The organism is Pseudomonas abyssi, assembly GCF_002307495.1.
GTDB classification, from domain to species: Bacteria; Pseudomonadota; Gammaproteobacteria; order Pseudomonadales; family Pseudomonadaceae; genus Halopseudomonas; species Halopseudomonas abyssi.
The window spans coordinates 439884-460966 of the sequence record NZ_NTMR01000003.1 but is presented as its reverse complement, the minus strand read 5'-3'; the positions used below and the strand labels follow the sequence as shown (position 1 = coordinate 460966).

Sequence of the window (21083 nt, the reverse complement as noted above, 5' to 3'; positions counted from 1 at the left end):
TCAGCCCTGCGCTACTCGCCCGCGTAAACGGGGAGTGGCACCGTGCATTCTTCAACAGCGATCGCACTTTGTTACCTGCGGCATTGCGTGGAGTACCTCGGGAAGCGCGTAGCACGTGAATGACAGAGACCATTTATCCCCCGACATAACCCCGCCTGATTGCACCCACAAACGCCGTCAACCAAGACTAGAATCGGAGCAAAACAACAACAAGGAAGCTCCAAGATGACGTTGCGCCTTCGCACCCTTACGCTCGCCGGACTATTCAGCCTTGCCCCTCTGGCGTTAGCCACCAACTACTCCGCACCCGAACAGATTGTCGCCCCCTCTCCTTTCAAGGGCGTTCACGGCCTGGCCATCGACAAGCAGGGCCGTCTGCTCGCCGGCAGCGTGGTCGGCAACAGCATCTATCAGGTCGACATCGACAGCGGCGAAGTGAGCACCTTGATAGACCCGGACGATGGCCAGGCTGACGACATCGCCATCGGCCCCAACGGCGAAATGGCCTGGACCGGGTTCTACTCCGGCCGCCTGCTGTATCGAGAGAACGACGACGCCCCCATCCAGGTGCTGGCAACCGACCTGCCCGGCATCAACTCGCTGGACTTCAACGACGAGACCGGAGCGCTGTACGCCAGTCAGGTGTTCCTCGGTGACGCGGTCTGGGAGATCGACCGCACGGGACAGCAGCCACCAAGGCAGATCGCCAAGGACATCGGCGGCTTCAACGGGTTTGAGGTCGGCAGCGATGGCTGGCTGTACGGACCGCTCTGGTTCAAAGGTCAGATCGTGCGAATCAACCCGGCTGACGGCGACATCAAGGTCATTTCCAGCGACTTCACGATCCCGGCCGCCGCCAATTTCGACTCCAAAGGCAACCTCTACGCCATCGACACTTTCCACGGACAGCTCAAACAAGTCGATCAAAACAATGGGCAAACCCGCCTCGTTGCCCAACTCTACAGCTCACTGGACAACCTGGCACTGGACGCCCAGGATCGCATCTACGTCTCCAACATGGCCAACAACCGCATCACCCAGGTCAACCCGCAGACTGGCGATACCCGGCAGATCGTCGGCGGCGACCTGGCGGTGCCCGCCGGGCTGGCCCTCAGCGAAGATGGCAAAACGCTCTATGTGGCCGATGTCTTTGCCCTGCGCGCGGTCGATACCGACAGCGGCAAGGTGACCGACCTGCGCCGCGCCCATGGCTCGGATGCCGAATACCCGATCAATGTCAGCCTGGGCCGCGAGCGTCTGCTGGTGACCAGCTTCTCGACCGGCACCTTGCAACTGATCAGCCGCAGCGACAACAGCACCCTGGCCATGGTCCACCATTTGAACGCGCCCTCCGCGGCGGTAGAGCTGGAAGACGGCAGTGTGCTGGTCAGCGAAATGGGCAGCGGCAAGTTGCTGCGCCTGTCCGGGCCGGAACTGGCGCAGCGCAGCGACGCAGCGAACGGCCTGCAGGGGCCGGTACAGATGATTCGGGGCCGCGACGGCATGGTCTACCTGACCCAAATGAACGGCGAGCTGACCCGCTTCGACCCCGAGAGCGGTGCGCTCAATACCCTGGCCAACGGCCTGCAGCTGCCGGAGGGGCTGGCCGAACTGCCGGACGGCCGGCTGCTGGTCGCCGAGCCCAGCGCACAACGACTGCTGATCATCGACCCGCAAAGCGGCGCGACCGAAGTCGCCGCCGACAACCTGCCCATCGGCCTGAAACCCGGCCCCGGCATGCCGCCCACCGGCCTGCCGACGGGCCTGGCTATCGATGCGCAGGGTCAGATCTTCTTCCCTTCCGATATCGACAATGGCCTGTATCGCCTTGCTCCGAACTGACAACCAGCGCGCCGAGATGGCGAGTATGGACCGCAAGAGGACGGACCAAGGCCGCATCAGCAACAATCACTCAAGCCAAACGCACAGCGCCCCCGTTTCCGGGGGCGCTGTTGCCCGAGCCATGCACCGACCGACGCGCTAAGTGTGTCTCGATATGTATGGCAAGCGGGCCGGTGACGCCCTCCCACTGCCTCGATCAGTGCCCTCGACGCGGTAAACCGCTACCCGCAAGACGCTACTTGCGACAACACAGCCTCTCAGCAAGACCGCGTCAATACAGGGGTTGCAGACAGTTGGTGGACGGGTTGAGCGTGCACAGGGGCAAGGATACCTTGTGCTTCGAGACTGCATCCTCTGCCCCCGTGACAGCCCGATAGCAGCGTATTACCGACCCGCTGCTGATAACGCACGCGGAACAATTCCAGGTGCGGCTAGTCCATTTATGCATATTGAACTGGCAGCCTCAGGAGACTACCCATGCCTGCAACCTTGAAAACGCTGTTTATTCCAACCGCTCTTGCCCTCGCCGCCGCATTGCCGCTGTCCGCCAATGCCGATACATCGCGCAACCTCGGCTGGATTGAACAGGGCGTTATCGAACCCGCAGACATGACCGTCAAATTCAAGCTGGATACCGGCGCGCTGACCTCCTCCATGCACGCCGAAGACATTGAGCGCTTTGAACGCGACGGTCAGCCTTGGGTGCGCTTCAAGGTGGCACTGGAAGACTTGAAGTCCGAGAGCATTATCAGCGAGACCTTTGAGCGGCCGCTTGAGCGCGATCTGCGCGTGCGCGGCGCCGGCGGCTCGGAAGAGCGTCCGGTTGTGCGCATGGACGTGTGCATTGCCGGCGAGCGTCTCAACGAAGAGTTCTCCCTGCGAGACCGCAGCAATATGCACTACCCGGTGCTGCTGGGACGTCGCACATTGGACAATCTCGGCAATGTCGACTCCAACCTCACCTACACGGCCGAGCCGGACTGCGGCACAGACAACGCCTGATCACGGCCCAGGGCGGACCTCGGCCGAGGTCCGCCCGCCCGCATCACCGGCTGCGTAGCTGGTCTACTTCCTGCGCCATGCGCTGCAACGCCGCTTTTACCTCAGCATCGGCCCTGACCAGGTTGATCCGCAAACAATCCCGATACTTGCCAGACGCCGAGAACACCACCCCCGGCGCGATCTGAATACCATGGCGCTGAAGACGGGCGTTGAGCTTGACGCAGTCCACTCCCTGCAACTCGACCCACAACACAAAGCCGCCCTGCGGGCAGCTGACGGCGATATCTGCGGGAAACAGCGATTGAATCCAGCCCAGGATCACCGCCAGGTTACGCTGATAAAGGCGTACCGCCTGACGCAGGTGACGCTCGTAGCCTCCCCTCTCAATGAAGCGTGCCACCGCCAGCTGCGGCACGGTTGCAGTAGCACCGGTCGACACAAACTTCATGTGCAAGGCCTGTTCACGATAGCGTCCGGGGGCAATCCAGCCCAAACGCAATGAAGGCATCAACGTCTTGGAAAAACCGCTGCACAGCAGCACCCTACCGTCCTCGTCCCACGACTTGATGGTTCGCGGCCGCGGCCCGGTATATGCCAGGTCGCCATAGACATCATCTTCGATGATCGCTACGTCAAAACGCTGCGCCAGACGGACCAGCGCCTGCTTGCGCTCATCGGGCATGGTGAAGCCAAGCGGGTTGTTGTTGGTCGCAGTCAGCTGGATAGCCTTGATCGGCCACTGCTCAAGGGCCAGCTCCAAGGCTTGCAGGCTGATACCGCTGCGGGGATCGGTAGGCAACTCAAGCGCCTTGAGCCCGTGGGCCTTAAGCGTCTGCATACTGCCGTAAAAGCTGGGCGAATCCACCGCCACCACATCGCCCGGAGTCGTCAGGGTGCGGATCGCGATGGAGAGCGACTCCTGGCAGCCTGAGGTGATGACAATGTCGTCCTCATGCAGCGACGTACCGGCCGCCCCGGCCAGCCGCGCCAGCTGCCGTCTCAGGGCGAGACTGCCGGCCAGGGTGTCGTAGTTGTCCAACGCCGGCTCGTTGCGCCGATACAGCGCCGACAGCTCTCGGCGCAGCGGCTTCAGCGTAACCGCTGTCAGATCCGGTGAACCGCTCCCCAAGCGCAGGCCGGCCTCGTGCTCAGCCTGATTGACCAAGGCCAACACCTCGTCCCACTGCGACACATCCAGCGGGCGTTGCGCCGGCCGACTTGGCGCTGGCAGCAACCCGTGACGCCGGCGCGCCTGCATAAAATAGCCGGACTTGGGCCTGGCCTCGACCAGACCTGTCGACTCGAGTTCAGCATAGGCCGTCTGCACCGTGGAGACGCTTACCGCAAACTCGGCGCACAACTCGCGGATCGAGGGCAGACGGTCGCCCGTCCGGTACAGGCCATGATCCATACGCTGCTGCAGCGCAGCAGCCACCCGCTCATAGCGTTTCATTACAGCCCCTCAACACACGCCAAAAAACCAGTACAGATAACGCCCACAGGCGGAATACAGCCGCCATTTTCCGCCATCTGTATCAATAAAAAACAGAAAACCTGAATCTGTATCAAATTCAGCGCCTTCCTTACAGTGGCGTCAAGCATCGCTAGAGGATGGAACATGACGACACACTGGCTCACCCAGCTACGCACTGGCCTGCGGCGCAGGCAGACCTGCCGCCGACTGCTACGCCTGGACGACCGCCTGTTGGCTGACATCGGTCAGGATCGGGCAGCACTGGAACGCGCCCTCAAACAACCGCTGCTGCGCAAGCGAGGCTAATCTGCCCTTACCAGAACGGGCAGAATTGAGTAGGCTCTGCGCTTTCTCTCAGCCGGATCCACACCATGCATGCCACCGACCCACTTGACCTCGACAGCCGCTATCGCCTCGCCTGCCAACTGGCGCGTGAAGCGGCGCAGCGGGGACTGCAGCTCTACCGCCAACGCGAACAGCTGGCCGTCGAGCACAAGGACGGGTTCAGCCAGGATGTGGTCAGCGCCGCCGATCGAGAACTGGAGGAGTTCATCAGGGCCGAGCTGATGAGGCAGTTCCCGGCAGACGGCTTTGTCGGTGAAGAAACCGGCGCCGAGCGCCTGGATGCGCGTTGTGTCTGGGTGATTGATCCGATCGACGGCACCGCCTGCTTCCTGCACGGGCTGCACAACTGGTGTGTGTCGGTTGGCCTGTTGGTTGATGGTGTTCCTGCCATCGGCGCCGTCGCAGACCCGAACCACGATGAACTCTTCCACGGTGGTCGCGGCATTGGCGCCTGGGTCAACGATCAGCCGCTGCGTGTGAGTGAGGCACAGGATCTGCGCGCCGGCCTGCTGGGTGTGGGCACCTTTTATGCCGAAGGCAAACAGCACTTCATGCCCTTTCTGGGCAAGTTGCTCGATGCCGGCGGGATGTTCCTGCGCAACGGCTCAGGCGCGCTGATGACCGCGTATGTCGCAGCCGGGCGCTTGCTCGGCTACTACGAGACCCGTCTGAAGAGCTGGGATTGCGTCGCCGGGCTGGCGCTGCTGGCCGAGTCCGGCGGGCGCAGCAATGACTTTCTGCGCGGCGACGGGCTGCTCTCGGGCAACCCGTATCTGGTGGCCTGCCCCGGCGTCTACGATCAGGTTGCCGCGATGATCGGCCCGTCACTGGACGCGCAATAGCGCCTTACAGCGACAGCTCCACCGCCGCACCGGGGTGGTCGCTGGGCTCGGCCTCCTCGACACGGTTACGGCCAAGGGCCTTGCCGCGATACAGTGCGCGATCCGCGCGGGCAATCGCGCTGCTGAAACTTTCCGGTTCCTCCATCTGGCTGATACCCGCGCACAGGGTCACCTGACGCAACCCCGGCTGCAGATCGCTCCAATCGAGCGCAGCGACGGCGGCCCGTATACGCTCAGCCGCTATCCGCGCTTGAGTCGGATCCGTCTCCGGCATGACGACCAGAAACTCTTCGCCGCCCCAACGGCCAACAAAATCCTGCTCGCGGCCCTGCTCACGCAGCAAGGCGGCGACACGCTCAAGCACCCGGTCACCCAGCTCATGTCCGCACTGGTCGTTGATTTCCTTGAAATGATCCAGATCCATCAGCATCAGCGTCAGGTTGCGTGGTTGACGCTGCTCGCGGGCCCGCAGCTTTTCAGTCAAGGCGACCATATGCCGACGATTGAACAGCCCGGTCAAGGGATCGGTGGTTGCCATGCGCGCCAGCCGGCGATGGGCGCGAGTGACCGTGATCACGTAATACATGGTCAGGTAGGCAAACATCAGAAAGACAACGGTGAAGTTGAAGATGTTGACGTACAGCAGCGCTCGATCGGACACCGGTTGCAACGGCTCAATCAAGCTCATCAGCACATAGAGTCCAACGTAATAGGCCCACAGGCAGATGGCCAGAATCCAGGCACTGCGCAGGTGCATGCTGGCGAACAACGCGGGAATGAACATCAGCAGGAAATAGTGGAATCCACTGTCCCAGCCGATCAACACCACACCAAGCGCGGCGTGCACCAGCACTTCGATGCGAATCAGCATCACCGCCAGATAGTTGCGCCGTTGGCGAAAGGCGCGGTAGGCGTAGGCGTACATGCCGACACTGATGACGTTGATCCAGGCCAGAACCGGTGATCCCAGCCAAAGGAAAATGGCAAAAAAACAGATATCGACCGTTGCCGCCAACTGGCAGCAGCGCATGGACAGATCCCAGAACTCCGGCCGCTGCTCGCTACGGTGAATGTTCGCCTTATTGTTATCTGGCATGCCTGATCGTTCGCTCCTGAACCCGTAGCACTACGTCGGAAAGATGACCAGTGTAGGCTGGCGGTTCGCCAAGGCCAAGCCGGTTTTGCGCCATCATATTGCAATTAGGGAGCTTTATCGGCCGCACCAGACAATAGATTAGATATTATTTCCGCCAACAAAAAAGGCCGCCTGGCGGCGGCCTGGGATAACGATGGATCAGCCGTTGCTGGGGAAGGCGAACTGCGCGGCCTCATGGCTGGCGCGCTTGGGCCAACGTTGAGTGATCGCCTTGCGGCGGGTATAGAAACGCACCCCGTCCGGACCGTAGGCATGCAGGTCACCAAACAGCGAGCGCTTCCAGCCGCCAAAGCTGTGGTAGGCCACCGGTACCGGCAGCGGCACGTTGACACCCACCATACCCACTTCAATCTCATCGCAGAACAGACGCGCCGACTCCCCGTCACGGGTGAAGATGCAGGTGCCGTTGCCGTACTCGTGATCATTGATCAGCTGCATGGCCTCTTCCAGGCTGTTGACCCGCACAACGCACAATACCGGGCCAAAAATCTCTTCCTGATAGATGCGCATCTCTGGGGTAACACGATCAAACAGGCAACCGCCGAGGAAGAAGCCCTCTTCGTGACCATCAATGCTCAAGCCACGGCCATCGACCACCAGCTCGGCACCGGCGCTCACACCGTCCTCAACATACCCGGTCACCTTGTCCAGATGCTGACCGGTCACCAGCGGGCCCATATCCAGGCCACAGGTAGTGCCTGGGCCAACTTTCAGCGCCTTGATCTGCGGCACCAGTTTCTCGACCAGCGCATCCGCCACCTGATCACCCACACAGACAGCCACCGAAATGGCCATGCAACGCTCGCCGCAGGAGCCGTAGGCTGCGCCCATCAACGCGCTGACGGCGTTATCCAGATCCGCATCGGGCATCAGTACCGCGTGGTTCTTGGCGCCGCCCAGCGCCTGCACCCGCTTGCCGCGCTTGGTGCCTTCGGCGTAGATGTATTCAGCGATCGGGGTAGAACCGACAAAACTCAGCGCCTTGACCTCCGGGGCTGCGATCAGCGCGTCTACCGCCTGCTTGTCACCGTGCACAACGTTCAGCACCCCATTGGGCAGACCGGCCTGATGCAGCAGCTCGGCAATAAACAGCGTTGAACTCGGGTCACGCTCGGAGGGCTTGAGGATGAAGCAGTTACCGCAAACGATGGCCAGCGGATACATCCACAGCGGCACCATGGCCGGGAAGTTGAACGGGGTAATGCCGGCCACCACACCAACTGGCTGAAAGTCGCTCCAGGCGTCGATATCCGGGCCAACGTTGCGGCTGTATTCCCCCTTCAGGATTTCCGGTGCTGCGCAGGCGTACTCAACATTCTCGATACCGCGCTTGAGTTCACCAACCGCATCTTCAATGGTCTTGCCATGCTCGGCGCTGATCATTTCGGCAATGGTGTTTTCGTTCTCTTCCAGCAGTTGCTTGAAGCGGAACATGATCTGCGCGCGCTTGGCGGCCGGCGTGCGGCGCCAGGCCGGGAATGCGGCCTTGGCCGAGTCAATGGCCTGCTGGATGACGGCGTCGTCAGCCAGCGGCACCTGACCACTGACGGTGCCGGTGGACGGGTTGAATACGTCAGCGCTACGGCCGGTACCGGCCACCGGATGGCCGTCGATCAGATGGGTAATATTGCTCATCACATAACTCCTGAATGGGTCACGCGGTGCCATCGGGCACCCCGGTTGAAGCTCAATCCAATGTGTTCAGTACGCTGCCAACCGCATCGAATACGCGGTCCAGGTCTTCGGGGCGGGCATTGAACATGGGCCCGAACTGCAGAGCGTCACCGCCAAAGCGCACGTAAAAACCGGCTTTCCACAAGGCCATGCCGGCTTCAAAGGGCCGGATGGTCGGATCGCCGCCGCGCGGGGCCAGCTGAATGGCGCCAGCCAGACCACAATTGCGGATATCCACGATGTGCTTTGCTCCCTTCAGGCCATGCAGCATGGACTCAAACTGCGGCGCCAGGTCGGCTGCCTGCTGAATCAGGGCGTCATCCTCCAGCAGCTTCATGGTCGCCAGTCCGGCGGCGCAGGCCACCGGGTGCGCCGAATAGGTATAGCCGTGGCCGAACTCGACTGCGTGCTCCGGCGTGTTCTGCTGCATGAAAGCTTGATAAATCTCCCCAGTAACCGCCACCGCCCCCATGGGAATGGCGCCATTGGTGATCTGCTTGGCCAGGTTCATGATGTCCGGGGTAACGCCAAAATACTCGGCCCCCGTCCAGCGCCCAAGTCGCCCCAAGCCGGTAATCACCTCGTCAAAGATCAGCAGAATATCGTGCTGATCGCAAATCTCGCGCAGGCGCTGCAAGTAACCCTGCGGCGGCACAATGGCACCGGCCGAGCCAGACATCGGCTCAACGATTACCGCAGCAATGTTCGATGCATCATGCAGCTCGATCAGCTTGAGCATCTCGTTGGCCAGCTCGACACCACCGGTCTCGGCCATACCGCGGGTAAAGGCCATGCCCGGCTGCAGCGTGTGCGGCAGGTGATCGGCCTCCATCAGCTGACCAAACATTTTGCGGTTGCCACCGATCCCACCCAGGCTGGTGCCCGCGATGTTCACACCGTGATAACCACGGGCACGGCCGATCATCCGCGCCTTGTTTGGCTGGCCCTTGAGGCGCCAGTAGGCCCGCGCCATCTTCACCGCCGTATCAGCACACTCGGAACCGGAGTTGGTAAAGAACAGGTGATTCAAGTCACCCGGCAATTTGGCCGCCACCTGCTCGGCCAGCTGAAACGACAACGGATGACCAAACTGAAAACCGGGCGAGTAATCCAGCGTGCCGAGCTGTTTCGCCACCGCCTGCTGGATCTCGCTGCGCGAGTGCCCTGCCCCGCAGGTCCAAAGGCCAGACAGACTGTCGTAAATGCGACGGCCATCAGCGTCAGTCAGCCAACTACCCTCGGCGGCGACAATCAGGCGCGGATCACGATGAAAGTTGCGGTTGGCGGAAAACGGCATCCAGTGCGCATCCAGTTTGAGCTGGCTGGCGAGCTGTTCGGTGCTGTGGTCTTGCATGGTGGTGCCTCACTATAAGTCGGCAAAAGGCGCGTCTACGCCAGTGTTTTCAATGCACATACGTTGCCACAGCAAAAGTTATGATAAAACATGACTTTTTATACCTTCAGTTTGGCAACTACTAAACTATGAAAAACCGTCGCTCTACGCCTCTGGCCCAGTTGTCAGATATTGATCTGCGCCTGCTGCGCGTGTTCCGCACAGTGGTTGAATGCGGCGGCTTTTCCGTGGCTGAAAGCGTGCTGGGCATCGGCCGCTCGGCCATTAGCCAACAAATGAGCGACCTGGAGCAGCGCCTGGGCTTGCGCCTGTGCCAGCGTGGCCGCGCCGGCTTTGCCATGACCGAGGATGGACGCGAGGTGTATCAGGCGGCGCTGCAATTGTTCTCCGCGCTGGAAAACTTCCGCACCGAGGTCAACGGGCTGCACCAGCACCTGCGCGGTGAACTCAACATCGGACTGACCGACAACCTGGTCACCATGCCCCACATGCGCGTTACCCACGCGCTGGCAGGTCTGAAAACACGCGGCCCGGACGTGCGCATCCAGATCAGCATGTCGGCGCCGGGACAGGTTGAACAGGGCGTACTCGATGGCCGCCTGCATGTCGGCGTAATTCCACAGGTAGGCGCTCTCTCCGGCCTGGAGTACCAACCGCTATACAGCGAACGCGCCGAACTGTACTGCGCCGCTGGCCACCCCCTGTTTGAGCTGGAAGACAGCCAGCTTACTCGACAAGAGCTGCAGCGCCACGATGCCATCTCCCCCAGCTTTCGCGTACCCGCCGAGGTGCAGGAGCAGTTTCAGCAGTTGCGCTGCACCGCCACGGCATCCGACCGCGAGGGTATTGCCTTTCTGTTGCTGACCGGTCACTACATCGGCTACCTGCCAGACCACTACGCCGCCCAGTGGGTTACCAGTGGCCGCATGCGCGCGCTTGATCCCGCTCGCTATTACTACGATCTGGTGCTGTCCGCGGTGACACGCAAAGGTCGGCGCCCGCACCTGGTGCTGGAGAGTTTCCTTGATGCCCTGGCTGGCGACACGTCCGCCAGCTGATCTGCAGCAAGGCCGCTGATCGGCATCACCAACCTTGCCGCAGCCGACTTAGGAAGCACCGATTAATTCCACACGCTCTCTACGAGTGCTCAAGCGTGCAGCGTTAATCAGTGCTTCCCTAGTCCGTTCCGCCTAACTCGCAACACCCACACCCCCAGCTGCCCGCACACAGGGCCAGACAGCAGAGTTCCTGAAAAAAGCCTTGACCGCCTTAGAATGATGAGCGACATTTAAATTACATTAACACCATCATATAAATTTGGAGCACCGCCATGACCAGCCAGCACGCCAGCGTCGCCCCTTCATCCGCACTCGACAGCGCCTGCCGCGCTTTCAGCGTGCCGCAACGTATTCAGGCCAGCAGTCTGGAGCGCAGTTTGCTGGCTCAGGCTCAGCACAGCGTGCTGCCCTTCGAGGACGGCGATATCGCCCTGTGGCGCTTTGGACTTGGCCCCCAGGTGTTGCTGGTACATGGCTGGGACAGCCGCGGCTCGCACCTGGCTGGCTATGTCGAACCATTGGTACGCGCCGGTTTCGCGGTCACGCTGTTTGACCTCCCGGCCCATGGCGACTCAGGCGGCGAGCTGAGCAGCCCGGTACACGCAGGCCGCGCACTCTCCGCCGTGGCAGAGAGTCTTGGTCCCATCCACGGTATCATCGCCCACTCGCTTGGCTCGGCCGCCTCGTTGATGGCCTTCGCCAACGGCCTTCAGGTCAAGGCCAGCGCCCACCTCTGCGGCCCCTCCTCGCTCACACCGGTGGTCAAACTGCAGGCCTTGGGATACCGATTGGATGCCGAGGAGCAACAGCAATTTCATGCCTGGGTGGAACAGCACATCGGCTGCGAGACCAGCGCTGCAGACATCGACGCCCTGAAGCACGGCTTGCAGCATCCGGGGCTGATTCTGCATGACCCGGCAGACCGCGTCGTACCCTTCGCCGCCTCGAAAGACCTGCACAAACACTGGTCTGCCGCCGAGCTGGTCGAACTGGAGGGGCTGGGCCACAGACGCATCCTCACCGACCCGCAAGTGATCGACCGCTGCTGCGCGCTGCTCATCAGCGCCCTAACAGCCGGTGCCCGCGCATGAGTACCTCAACCGGCAATCTGGTGCTGCTCTCCGGCCTGGCCGCCATAGGCACCCTGTCGACCACCATCATTCTGCCGTCCTTCCCCGCAATGGCCACGGCGCTGAATGCCAGTGCCGACGAGATGGCACTGACGCTCAGCAGCTTCTTCATCGTGTTTGCCCTGGGACAATTGCTGGTCGGGCCACTGTCTGATCGCTATGGTCGTCGACCGCTGATTCTCGGTGGCCTGACCCTCTTTGTGCTCGGCAGTCTGCTCGGCGCCTGGGCGAGCGACCTCAACACCATGATTGCAGCCAGAGTGACGCAGGCCGCGGGCGTGTGCGCTGCATCAGTCCTGGCGCGTGCGGTGGCTCGTGACCTGTATGACGGCCCGCTGCTGGCCAAGGCACTGGCTTTCATCATGGTCGCCATGGCTGCCGCGCCCGGCTTCTCTCCCCTGCTCGGCAGCCTGATCGACAGTCAGTTTGGCTGGCGCACCAGCTTTGTACTGGTGGCCCTGGCGGGGGTCGTGCTGATCATCAGCCACAGTTTGTTCATGGGAGAGAGCCACGAACCTTCGGCACGGTTCAGCATGACGGCAGCCAACATCGCGCGGGCCTATCTGCACCTCGCCAGCGACCGCCGCTTTGCCCTGCCAGCACTGGCCGTCAGCACGGTCATTGGCGGGCTGTACGCCTTCTTCGCCTCCGCGCCAATCATCATGATGCGTGATATGGGATACAGCAGCCTGCAGCTCGGGTTGTTCTTCGCCGCGACGGTCCTGGTGGTGTTCAGCGCAGGCATTCTTGCCCCGCGCCTGGCCCAGCGCTGGGGCGCCACTCAGGTCATCATTGTCGGCAGCCTGCTCGCCCTGTCCGGCGGCGTGCTTCAGGTGCTCATGCATGAAGGCCAGAGCCTTGCGCAATTCACCCTGGCAATCTGCCTGTTCCTGGCGGGCATGGGCGTCATCAACCCATTGGGCACCGCGGCCACCCTGCAACCTTTCGCTCAACAGGCGGGACTGGCGTCATCCCTGTTGGGCTTTCTCCAGATGACGATTGCCGCCATCGGTAGCGGGTTGATCAGCGCCGTCGCTCTGCCACCTGCGTTGACCTTGGGCCTGCTGCTCAGTGGCGCCGCGCTGTGCTCGCTGACGGGATTTTTCCTGCATCAGGCAAACACCGCTCCACAGCCCGCCTGACAGTCATCGCTGGGCATCGACGAGCGAGCACCCGGCCTGCAACAGAAAGCAGCGATGGGCGGCCATCACGCTTGAGGCGGTGACCGCCGACGTTGACCGACTGGTGGCCGAAACAGGCGAGCCGCCGACCAACTGGGCGGCGGCAACATGAGTATCAGCAGCGCAACTGGTCGGCAGCGTCGATCAGCGAGCGCTCGGTCGCCTCCCAGCCCAGGCATCCGTCCGTGATGGATACGCCGTAACGCAGCTCACCCGACAATGCCTGACAACCATCAAACAGGTGGCTTTCGAGCATGACGCCGCGCAGACCAGTCTCGCCCGCTGCCCGCTGGGCCACAACGTCGGCCAACACCTCGGGCTGCCGCAACGGATCCTTGCCACTGTTGGCGTGACTGCAGTCCACCACCATTGCGACCGGCATGCCCAGACGCTCCAGATCCGCACGCACCTTGGCGACGGCATCGGCCTGGTAGTTCGGACCACTGTGACCACCGCGCAGTACGATATGGGTATCCGGGTTGCCGGCGGTTTCAATCAGCGCCGGACGCCCATGCATGTCTACGCCGAAATGCTGGTGCGGATGCCGTGCCGAGCGCATCGCATCACAGGCGACAGTCAGACTGCCGTCGGTTCCGTTCTTGAAGCCGACAGGCAGGTGCAGGCCACTGACCAGCTCGCGATGAATCTGCGACTCACTGGTGCGTGCGCCGATACAGCCCCAGCTCAGCAAGTCATCCAGGTAGCTGGCCGCCAGCGGCTGCAGCAGCTCGGTCGCAATGGGCAGCCCCAGTTCAGTAATCGCCAACATGGTACGACGGGACAGCGCCAGACCCGCCGCCATATCGCCGCTACCGTCCAGCTGCGGGTCGTAGAGCATGCCCTTCCAGCCTACCGTGGTACGCGGCTTCTCGACGTAGGCGCGCATCACCAGCAGCAAGCGATCAGCCACGCGGGCCTGCAGCGCAGCCAGACGTTCCGCGTACTCGACGGCAGCGTCGGCGTCGTGCAGCGAACAGGGGCCGGTAATGACCAGCAGGCGGTCATCCCGGCCAGCAAGAATGTCTCGGATAGCCTGGCGGTGCGCCTCAATGGCGTCAGCCTGAGCCTGGCTCAAGGGCAGGCGCTCGCGCAGCTGGGCTGGCGTCGGCAAAGTGTGGGTACGGCGGGCGGCGCTTTGCGTGGTCGGCGCTGCGCTGGCAAGTGCGGTTACAGTGGCGGTCATGTTTTGCTTCCTTGGCTGGGCGGTCTTGCCGCCGCAGCGCTATCCAGGTGTTCGATCGAGAGAATGTCGTGTGGTCAGAGTGCCAGTGCAAAATCGCCAGCTGCGGTAAGAACGGGGGTAAAAAGTGCGTGGTACGTACATGGTCAATCCTCAAAGTCAGTAAAAATCAAAGCCAAATAAAAAACCCCGGTCGGGAGGCCGACCGGGGTTTCTTGATTCTCTGGTGGCGACCCGTCAATTCAGGGCGCCTGTGGGGTATCAGGCGCGCCTTTGGCTAAACCAATACCCAAAATAAAAGCAACCGATTGACGCGCGCGCAGCAGCGACAGCACGCAGGGTGCTGGCGGTGTTGATCTGTGCGGTGCGAAGCGTCATGGCATGGTTACCTTTGAATGATGACTCGACTCTAACGGATCGGCCAGGGAGTGCGCAACCCCTGGCGCAGCGTCAGCGGCGTTTGGGCGGCGCCAGACCGTCAGATGACGTCACCACCTGTCCTACCGGTGGACGGGACGGACGCTTGCCTGCTTTGGGCTTCTTCGGCTTGGCGACCTTCTTGCCGTCTTTCTTCTTTTTGGCCCCCACCGGCTTGCCCGATGACTTGACCTTCTTCGGACCCTTGAAGCTGCCCGGCACCTCCGCCAGCAAGCGACGCTCGAACTGACGACGCAGATAGCGCTCAATGCTCGACATCAGGTTCCACTCATGCGGACTGACCAGCGAGATCGCCAGGCCTTCAGCGCCGGCACGGCCGGTACGGCCAACGCGATGCAGGTAGTCGTCGCCGCTGCGCGGCATGTCAAAGTTGACCACCCGATCCAGCTCGACGATATCCAGACCACGGGCAGCAACATCGGTCGCCACCAGAATGCCGTTGGCGCCCTGCTTGAAGCGCTCAACCGCCATGTAGCGGTCTTTCTGGTCCTTCTCGCCGTGCAGCACATACACGCGCAGGTCGAGGGCGCGCAGCACGCCGTTGATGCGATCAGCCATTACCCGAGTGTTGGTAAAGACAATGGTCTTGCCTTCGCCCTGGTTCAGCATCAGCCACTTGAGCATGGCTTCCTTGTGCGCATTGTCATCCGCCGGGATAACCTGCTGGGTAATGCTTGGGGTGTCATCACGTACCGAGTTCAGCTCAAGAATCTGCGGCTCGGTCAGCACGGTATCAATCATGCGTTGCAAACCGCGGTTACCCTTGGTCGCTGAAAACAGCATGGTTTGACGCTGCTCGGGACAGGCCTCTGCCAACTTGCCCACGTCCTCGGAAAAGCCCATGTCCAGCATGCGATCGGCTTCATCCAGCACCAGGGTCTGCACCGCCGTCAACTCCAGATTGCCAGCGGTCAACTGCTCCAGCGCACGCCCTGGCGTGGCAACCACAATATCCGGATTCTTGCGCAGCCGCGCGGCCTGCACCTTGAAGTCCTCGCCCCCGGTGACCTGCTCCGCCTTGAGAAAGGTGAACTGCGCCAGAGCGGCAATGTCCTTGAGCACCTGCCTTGCCAGCTCGCGCGTCGGTACCAGAATCAGCCCGCGCGGGGCCAGGGGCTTGCTGTCGCCCTGCATCAGACGTTGCAGGATGGGCAGCACATAGGCGGCGGTCTTGCCGCTACCGGTTTGTGCGATGACGTAAAGATCGCGCCCTTCGATGGCAGCAGGAATGGCCTGTTGCTGCACCTCTGTTGGCTGCTGGAAGGACAGTTCGGCAAGCGCTTTCAGCAAGCGCTCGTGCAATGGGAGTTCACTGAACAAAAGAGTTACTCGGTCGGTTGATCTGCTCGGGACAAGCACGCAGTTTAGCAGACTGGCCGGCCGGACTCAGGGAAAGCAGGCAGGATAATAACGAAAAAAGGGGGTATCCGAAGATACCCCCTAAAACCCAAACATCAAAGCAGCATCAGAACTTAGCGGATACCCGAAGCACGCAGGGCAGCCGGAGTGAACTGATTGTAGTTCGGCTCGAAGTCGAAGTCCGGACCGGACACTTCTTCGGTGTACATGCCAAGAGCAATGTAACGGCCGGCCAGCAGGTCATACAGGGTCTCGATGGAGTAGCCCGGGATCTGGTTGGCGTAGTTGAAGCCGATGTGGCCTTCACCTACACGCCAGAGCGTGCCACGACCATCGTAGTGGTCCGCCAGCGCAATCATCCAGGAGTCTTCATCCACAAAGAAGTTACGCTGTGCGTAGATGTGGCGTTGACCTTCCTTGACGTTACCCTGAACTTCCCACACACGGTGCAGTTCGAAACGGGTGAAGTCGGGGTTGATGTGGCCAGCCTGCAGCACATCGCCGTACTCGGTGCCACGACGGGTCAGCTTGCCGCTGTTGTAGGGGATGTAGACTTCTTTCTTGCCAACCAGCTGCCAGTTGTAACGGTCCGGAGCACCGTTATACATAGCGAAGTTGTCAGAAGTACGCATCCCGTCAGACGCGGTACCCGGGCCGTCGTAGGCAACCTGCGGAGCGCGACGTACGCGGCGCTGACCGGCGTTGTATACCCACGCCATGCGCGGCTCTTTCAGCTGATCCAGGCTGTCGTGTACCAGCAGTACGTTACCCGCCAGACGAGCCGGCGCGTTTACGCGCTGCTTGAAGAACAGCAGGGTGTTGGGCATGGTCGATTCGTCAACATCGCTCATCTGCTGCGGATAACCGACTTCCTCTTCCAGCTTGATCAGCGTGAACGAGCCGTTGGTTTGCGGCATGGCCTGCATGTACCAGCGATGCACGTTCAGGCGATAGCGGGTGTTGTGGTTCCAGATGATCTCTGCGCCCGATTTGGGAATCGGGAAGGCAAAGGTGCCGTGCGAGAAATCGGAGATACCGTCACCACCGTTGACCAGCTTGGCCTGACCAGCAGTGGCCTTGACCTGATCATAGACTTCCTGCGGGTAACCAACACTACGCTCAGTCTTGTAGACCGGCATTTTGAAGGTTTCCGGATAGCGCTCGAACAACGCAATCTGACCCGGGGTCAGGTTGTCCTTGTACTGCTGGTAGTTCTGCGCGGTGATTACGAATTCCGGCTGCTGATCAGCGTAGGGATCTTCGTAGAAGTTGTCGCCCAGCGCTTGACCCGCGTTAGGGGACAGGCCACCAGTCCACTCGGGAATGGTGCCTGCAGCATTACCGGCCTTTTCTGCCCCAATCGGGGTCAGGCTGGTGCCCAGCTGATCAATTTCAGCCTGGGTCAGGGTCTGCGCCATAACGGAGGATGCCATCAGGCTCAGAGCCAGACCACCGACACCCAGTAGAGTTTGTTGCATACGCATATTGTTATTTCTCCTTATGGTCAGCCAGATCAGAAGCTTACGCTGAAGCTGACGGACGCGAAGTCGCGGTCGACCTGGTTGTTATACTTGCCATCAAAGAAGTTGGTATAGCTCAGGCTGGCGTTGTACTTGTTGGCGTAATCCGCGTCCAAACCGATGCTCACAGACTTAGCATCTTCGGTGAAGTTCGGGCCGTAGCCCTCAACATCGTGCGACCAAGCCAAAGTGGGGCTCAAGTTGATACCGGCGATTACGTTGCTGTAATCCAGCTTGCTGCGGATTCGGTATCCCCAAGACCAGCCTGTGTAGAAACCATCGTTTTCACACCAGCTATTGCGATAGGTGGAGGTGTTACCTGCCTGAGATGAGCAGGTTCCCGGCACACCAGTGTTAGGCGCATCCGATGCCAGCCAAGGGCTCTGGCCGAACAAAGAATCTCGGCCATACTTAGTGGTGTCGCCCAAACCACCAATGTGGTTTACACCAACCTCACCAACCAGCGACAGACGGCTTGCCCCCATTACGCGCTCGATGAACTTGATAGCGGTTACCTGGGCCTGGAAGAACTCCTTGCGATCATAACCTGGCAGGTATGAACCGGCCGGCAGACCGTCAAGGTTGCGGTGCGTGTTGTCCTCAAATGCTGCGCCAGTCGTCAGCGCAGCACGGCTCATGTCGCCGGTATTGATCTGCATGGGCATGTTCGGGCGATAGCTCAACTCCCCACCCAGTGACACGCCGCCCACATTAGTCTGGAAGCTAACGCCATACAGACGAATGTCTTCAGGGTACTCAAAGAAGTAGCCCGCACCAGCGGTGGCGCCGTCAATGCCTGTAGTGACGCCGGTAATATTGGAGTAAATCGGGGCGCGGCTATGATAATTCATAGCATAGAAGCCAAACTCAGAATCATTCAGCTCAGGTACGAACCAGCGAAAAGCGACGCCAAATTGTCCGTCATCTGAGGCTTCCTTGTTGTGGCGAGCACGCACGATATAGGTTCCAGCGGGCTGTTCACCCTGCGGGCGATCATCCAAGGCATACACCAAGCGATCCACACAGCCCTCTGCCAAGGTATCAGCGCCGAAGAAGGTACCGCAATTGTCAAGCGCATACGGAGCCCACTTGAGCTGGTAGAAAGCTTCCATGCTCAGGTTCTCGGTCAGACCTTGAGAGAGGTACAGCATCTCAACCGGGAGCAGGCCTTCTTTCAACTCGGCACCTGGACGACGCAAGGCAGCGACATCAATTGGGTTGATTGAGTTGATGGAGTTCTGGATGAAAGTAGACTCGCCCCAGCTCACAACCTGACGCCCCAAGCGGACGTTACCCGGATTATTGCCAATGAAATAGTTGTGATAAACGAAGGCATCCAGGAGGGCAACACCGGACGATTTCACCAGAGGATTACGTCCATCATCACTGATGTCGTAGAAGCGCTGACTGCCATCCTTGGTTTCAAAGTCATACCAGTACTTGCCACGAATAAAAGCACCGGAATCACCATACCGCAGCTCCAGATCATGCACGCCACGGAAGATCTTGGAAAAGATATCGCCTTTGTCATAGTTGAGGCGACCATCGTCAGAAGTCCGCGCCACGGCTTGGCCACCCATGTCCTTGCCATTACGAACGGTATCAACGTGGATAAATCTCTTGTCGGCATCAGCGGTCGATACACTCATGCCAACAGAGAGCTGCGAGTCCAGCTGACCTTGAACTTCACCGATATTGAAAGTGACGGCCCCAGCCGATCCAGAGAAACTGGCCAAGCCGATTGCCAGCGGCAATGCGGCCAGAGACCAAGCATGCATTTTTTTTGTCATTGTGCTGCTCCGTTAGATTTGAATCATGGGTTCAAGACGACGCAAGCCGTCTAGCACCGGGGACAAGTCTGTCATGAGATTGGAACCTTATTTGACCGATTAGGACGAGTTTTTTGTCCGCTCAGGACATTCATGCTCTGAATACCCTTGATCCAACACGCGCAATTATCCGTTGCAAAATTTTGCACAATGGCTGTCGCTGCTTTATTGTTTAGGTCCTAAGCGGTCAACAAACAATAATAAAACCGAGGCCCACAGTGCCCATGACTCCCCAGATTCAAGCTCTCTCGTCAGAGCGTGTAAACGAACGCTGCTTTTGGGCCCAGAGCATTGCCCAGGGGCTGGAACTCTACGGCAAATCCCTGCGGGATCTGCCAAGCGATCTGCGCCAGCACTGCAAGGCGGCGGATCTGAGCCAGAACCACATCAGCCAGACTGACATCAATCGCCTCTGGACAGCTGCAGCCCGACTGTCACAGGACGAGTGCTTCGGCTTGCGCGTCGGCCATCACCACCAATCCAATACACTGTCCCTGCTTGCCCTGGCCGCCGCATCCAGCGAAACCCTGGGCGATGCGATTCAACGCGTGATCCGCTTTATGCCGGTGTTCAGCAGCCAGGTGCAGCTGTATTCGGTGGAGGATGACCAATACCTCACCCTGTATTTTCAACCACGTGGCAATCCGCACCCGCAGCACATGGAAGCGGTGATGAGCCAGTGCAACAAGATCTGGGAAGCCTTGGGCATCGGCAGGGCCTCGCTGATGCTCGAAGCGCGCCTGACCGGCGAGCACGATCGCAACCGGGACCAATGTGAAACCTTGCTGGGCAACCGCGTGCGCCTCGGCGCCAAGCGCCTGTCTTTCCGCATTACCCGGCAACTGCTGCGCACGGCGCTCCCCAACGCCGATGCTTTTTTGCGCAAGCGCCTCGACAGCTCCCTGGAAGACATGCTCAGCGAGCTGCCCAATGTGGATTTTGCCGAGCAGGTCAAACAGCGAATCAGAGTGCTGGTTTCCGAGCGCGAAGTATCCGAAGAGCTGGTTGCCACCCCGTTCAACATGAGCCCGCGTCACTTGCGCCGCAAGCTTAGCGAAGTGCAAACCACCTATGAAAAGCTGCTGGATGAGGTGCGCATGGAGCTGGCCATGCGGCTGATTCGCGAGGGCAAACTGAACCTGGGGCGTATCGCCTTTGAATTGGGCTTTCTGGACCCCAGCAGTTTTACCCGTGCGTTCCGCCGTTGGACCGGCATGAGCCCGACCAGCTTCCGCAGCCAGCAGAAGCAACCAGCGGTTCCCGGCGTCTAACCAAGGTAAAGAAGAGGCACCATCAGGTGCCTCAAATTGTGTACCGGTCTCGGCACAGTACCTGGCGCACGCCCCCCCTTCACCGATACATCGCCTACCCCAGTAGCCCTCAGAGCTGCCGGTGGGTGCACTGGCGATAAAAAAGGCCAAAGTCAATCCGCGATATACCCTCGCGCCAACAGGTTATGCAGGTGATCGAGAGGGTCAGCGGGAATCTGGTCAGCTGAGGCTGGCCAAGGAAGCAGGTACTGTAATCATCAGGCGCAGCGTCGCATGCCGCGCAATAGATCAACCGAGGTTAGCTGCCTGCGGCGCAGGCAAGCGCAAACCGGTTGACCGCGAGCAACCAACAAAACAAAACCCCGCTCGATCCCTCGAGCGGGGTTTTGGGGTCTTGCCGACAGAGCGCCTTACGACGCCCTGCGTTC

The 21083-nt window shown here is 60.5% G+C and carries 16 protein-coding genes; 8 read left to right on the top strand and 8 right to left on the bottom strand.

Annotation, left to right across the window (positions count from 1 at the left end; translation table 11 throughout):
• Positions 1-225 precede the first annotated feature (225 nt).
• On the top strand, positions 226-1842 hold the full coding sequence (locus tag CNQ84_RS04610) for an SMP-30/gluconolactonase/LRE family protein (protein WP_096003723.1): 1617 nt from the start codon (positions 226-228) through the stop codon (positions 1840-1842).
• A gap of 477 nt (positions 1843-2319) precedes the next feature.
• Positions 2320-2844 carry a retropepsin-like aspartic peptidase RloA3 gene (rloA3, locus tag CNQ84_RS04605; protein WP_096003722.1) on the top strand — a complete coding sequence of 175 codons (525 nt, stop codon included), beginning with the start codon at positions 2320-2322 and terminating at the stop codon, positions 2842-2844.
• Between the two features lie 43 nt (positions 2845-2887).
• On the opposite strand, the gene CNQ84_RS04600 is transcribed toward rloA3, so the two are convergent.
• Positions 2888-4297 (bottom strand): aminotransferase-like domain-containing protein, encoded by a 1410-nt coding sequence (locus CNQ84_RS04600; RefSeq protein WP_096003721.1) that lies wholly within the window; start codon positions 4295-4297, stop codon positions 2888-2890.
• A gap of 165 nt (positions 4298-4462) precedes the next feature.
• Between CNQ84_RS04600 and CNQ84_RS04595 the strand changes: the two genes are divergently transcribed.
• The gene (locus CNQ84_RS04595; protein WP_096003720.1) at positions 4463-4624 is read left to right on the top strand and encodes a YjiS-like domain-containing protein; all 162 of its coding nucleotides are present in this window, start codon (positions 4463-4465) and stop codon (positions 4622-4624) included.
• A 65-nt stretch (positions 4625-4689) separates the two neighbouring features.
• The gene (locus tag CNQ84_RS04590) at positions 4690-5505 is read left to right on the top strand and encodes an inositol monophosphatase family protein (protein WP_096003719.1); all 816 of its coding nucleotides are present in this window, start codon (positions 4690-4692) and stop codon (positions 5503-5505) included.
• A gap of 4 nt (positions 5506-5509) precedes the next feature.
• Here CNQ84_RS04590 and CNQ84_RS04585 read toward each other — a convergent pair whose 3' ends face one another.
• The 3 genes from CNQ84_RS04585 to aptA all read right to left on the bottom strand — a co-directional run bounded on the left by CNQ84_RS04585 (position 5510) and on the right by aptA (position 9689).
• A complete protein-coding gene (locus CNQ84_RS04585) occupies positions 5510-6601 on the bottom strand; it encodes a GGDEF domain-containing protein (protein WP_096003718.1) in 1092 nt (363 codons plus the stop codon).
• A 198-nt stretch (positions 6602-6799) separates the two neighbouring features.
• On the bottom strand, positions 6800-8296 hold the full coding sequence (locus tag CNQ84_RS04580) for a CoA-acylating methylmalonate-semialdehyde dehydrogenase (protein WP_096003717.1): 1497 nt from the start codon (positions 8294-8296) through the stop codon (positions 6800-6802).
• A gap of 52 nt (positions 8297-8348) precedes the next feature.
• Positions 8349-9689 carry an omega-aminotransferase AptA gene (gene aptA / locus CNQ84_RS04575; protein WP_096003716.1) on the bottom strand — a complete coding sequence of 447 codons (1341 nt, stop codon included), beginning with the start codon at positions 9687-9689 and terminating at the stop codon, positions 8349-8351.
• Between the two features lie 128 nt (positions 9690-9817).
• On the opposite strand from aptA, the gene CNQ84_RS04570 reads away from it, so the two are divergent.
• The 3 genes from CNQ84_RS04570 to CNQ84_RS04560 all read left to right on the top strand — a co-directional run bounded on the left by CNQ84_RS04570 (position 9818) and on the right by CNQ84_RS04560 (position 13019).
• Complete coding sequence (locus tag CNQ84_RS04570) at positions 9818-10747, top strand: LysR family transcriptional regulator (RefSeq protein WP_096003715.1); 930 nt, start codon at positions 9818-9820, stop codon at positions 10745-10747.
• Between the two features lie 272 nt (positions 10748-11019).
• Complete coding sequence (locus CNQ84_RS04565; RefSeq protein WP_096003714.1) at positions 11020-11838, top strand: alpha/beta hydrolase; 819 nt, start codon at positions 11020-11022, stop codon at positions 11836-11838.
• Positions 11835-13019, top strand: coding sequence for a multidrug effflux MFS transporter (locus CNQ84_RS04560; RefSeq protein WP_096003713.1), 1185 nt, complete (start codon positions 11835-11837; stop codon positions 13017-13019). Before CNQ84_RS04565 ends, CNQ84_RS04560 begins: the two co-directional genes overlap by 4 nt.
• Positions 13020-13173: 154 nt before the next feature.
• Here the strand turns inward: CNQ84_RS04560 and CNQ84_RS04555 are convergent, their stop codons facing one another.
• The 4 genes from CNQ84_RS04555 to CNQ84_RS04540 form a co-directional block, all read right to left on the bottom strand.
• Complete coding sequence (locus tag CNQ84_RS04555; protein WP_096003712.1) at positions 13174-14241, bottom strand: 3-deoxy-7-phosphoheptulonate synthase; 1068 nt, start codon at positions 14239-14241, stop codon at positions 13174-13176.
• Positions 14242-14688: 447 nt separating this feature from the next.
• Positions 14689-15996: a DEAD/DEAH box helicase gene (locus CNQ84_RS04550; RefSeq protein ID WP_096003711.1), complete on the bottom strand. Its 1308-nt coding sequence runs from the start codon at positions 15994-15996 to the stop codon at positions 14689-14691.
• A gap of 152 nt (positions 15997-16148) precedes the next feature.
• Positions 16149-17513, bottom strand: coding sequence for a DUF1329 domain-containing protein (locus CNQ84_RS04545; RefSeq protein ID WP_096003758.1), 1365 nt, complete (start codon positions 17511-17513; stop codon positions 16149-16151).
• A 35-nt stretch (positions 17514-17548) separates the two neighbouring features.
• Entirely contained in the window at positions 17549-19345 is a 1797-nt protein-coding gene (locus CNQ84_RS04540; RefSeq protein WP_096003710.1) for a DUF1302 domain-containing protein, read from the bottom strand.
• A gap of 263 nt (positions 19346-19608) precedes the next feature.
• Here CNQ84_RS04540 and CNQ84_RS04535 point away from each other — a divergent pair, with 263 nt between their 5' ends.
• Positions 19609-20655: a helix-turn-helix transcriptional regulator gene (locus CNQ84_RS04535; RefSeq protein WP_096003709.1), complete on the top strand. Its 1047-nt coding sequence runs from the start codon at positions 19609-19611 to the stop codon at positions 20653-20655.
• The last annotated feature ends 428 nt before the right edge of the window (positions 20656-21083 follow it).

Excerpts from the sequence above, each read along its gene's own strand:
- CNQ84_RS04610 (WP_096003723.1), top strand. The coding sequence starts at position 226 with ATGACGTTGCGCCTTCGCACCCTTACGCTCGCCGGACTATTCAGCCTT.
- rloA3 (WP_096003722.1), top strand. The coding sequence starts at position 2,320 with ATGCCTGCAACCTTGAAAACGCTGTTTATTCCAACCGCTCTTGCCCTC.
- CNQ84_RS04600 (WP_096003721.1), bottom strand. The coding sequence starts at position 4,297 with ATGAAACGCTATGAGCGGGTGGCTGCTGCGCTGCAGCAGCGTATGGAT.
- CNQ84_RS04595 (WP_096003720.1), top strand. The coding sequence starts at position 4,463 with ATGACGACACACTGGCTCACCCAGCTACGCACTGGCCTGCGGCGCAGG.
- CNQ84_RS04590 (WP_096003719.1), top strand. The coding sequence starts at position 4,690 with ATGCATGCCACCGACCCACTTGACCTCGACAGCCGCTATCGCCTCGCC.
- CNQ84_RS04585 (WP_096003718.1), bottom strand. The coding sequence starts at position 6,601 with ATGCCAGATAACAATAAGGCGAACATTCACCGTAGCGAGCAGCGGCCG.
- CNQ84_RS04580 (WP_096003717.1), bottom strand. The coding sequence starts at position 8,296 with ATGAGCAATATTACCCATCTGATCGACGGCCATCCGGTGGCCGGTACC.
- aptA (WP_096003716.1), bottom strand. The coding sequence starts at position 9,689 with ATGCAAGACCACAGCACCGAACAGCTCGCCAGCCAGCTCAAACTGGAT.
- CNQ84_RS04570 (WP_096003715.1), top strand. The coding sequence starts at position 9,818 with ATGAAAAACCGTCGCTCTACGCCTCTGGCCCAGTTGTCAGATATTGAT.
- CNQ84_RS04565 (WP_096003714.1), top strand. The coding sequence starts at position 11,020 with ATGACCAGCCAGCACGCCAGCGTCGCCCCTTCATCCGCACTCGACAGC.
- CNQ84_RS04560 (WP_096003713.1), top strand. The coding sequence starts at position 11,835 with ATGAGTACCTCAACCGGCAATCTGGTGCTGCTCTCCGGCCTGGCCGCC.
- CNQ84_RS04555 (WP_096003712.1), bottom strand. The coding sequence starts at position 14,241 with ATGACCGCCACTGTAACCGCACTTGCCAGCGCAGCGCCGACCACGCAA.
- CNQ84_RS04545 (WP_096003758.1), bottom strand. The coding sequence starts at position 17,513 with ATGCAACAAACTCTACTGGGTGTCGGTGGTCTGGCTCTGAGCCTGATG.
- CNQ84_RS04540 (WP_096003710.1), bottom strand. The coding sequence starts at position 19,345 with ATGACAAAAAAAATGCATGCTTGGTCTCTGGCCGCATTGCCGCTGGCA.
- CNQ84_RS04535 (WP_096003709.1), top strand. The coding sequence starts at position 19,609 with ATGACTCCCCAGATTCAAGCTCTCTCGTCAGAGCGTGTAAACGAACGC.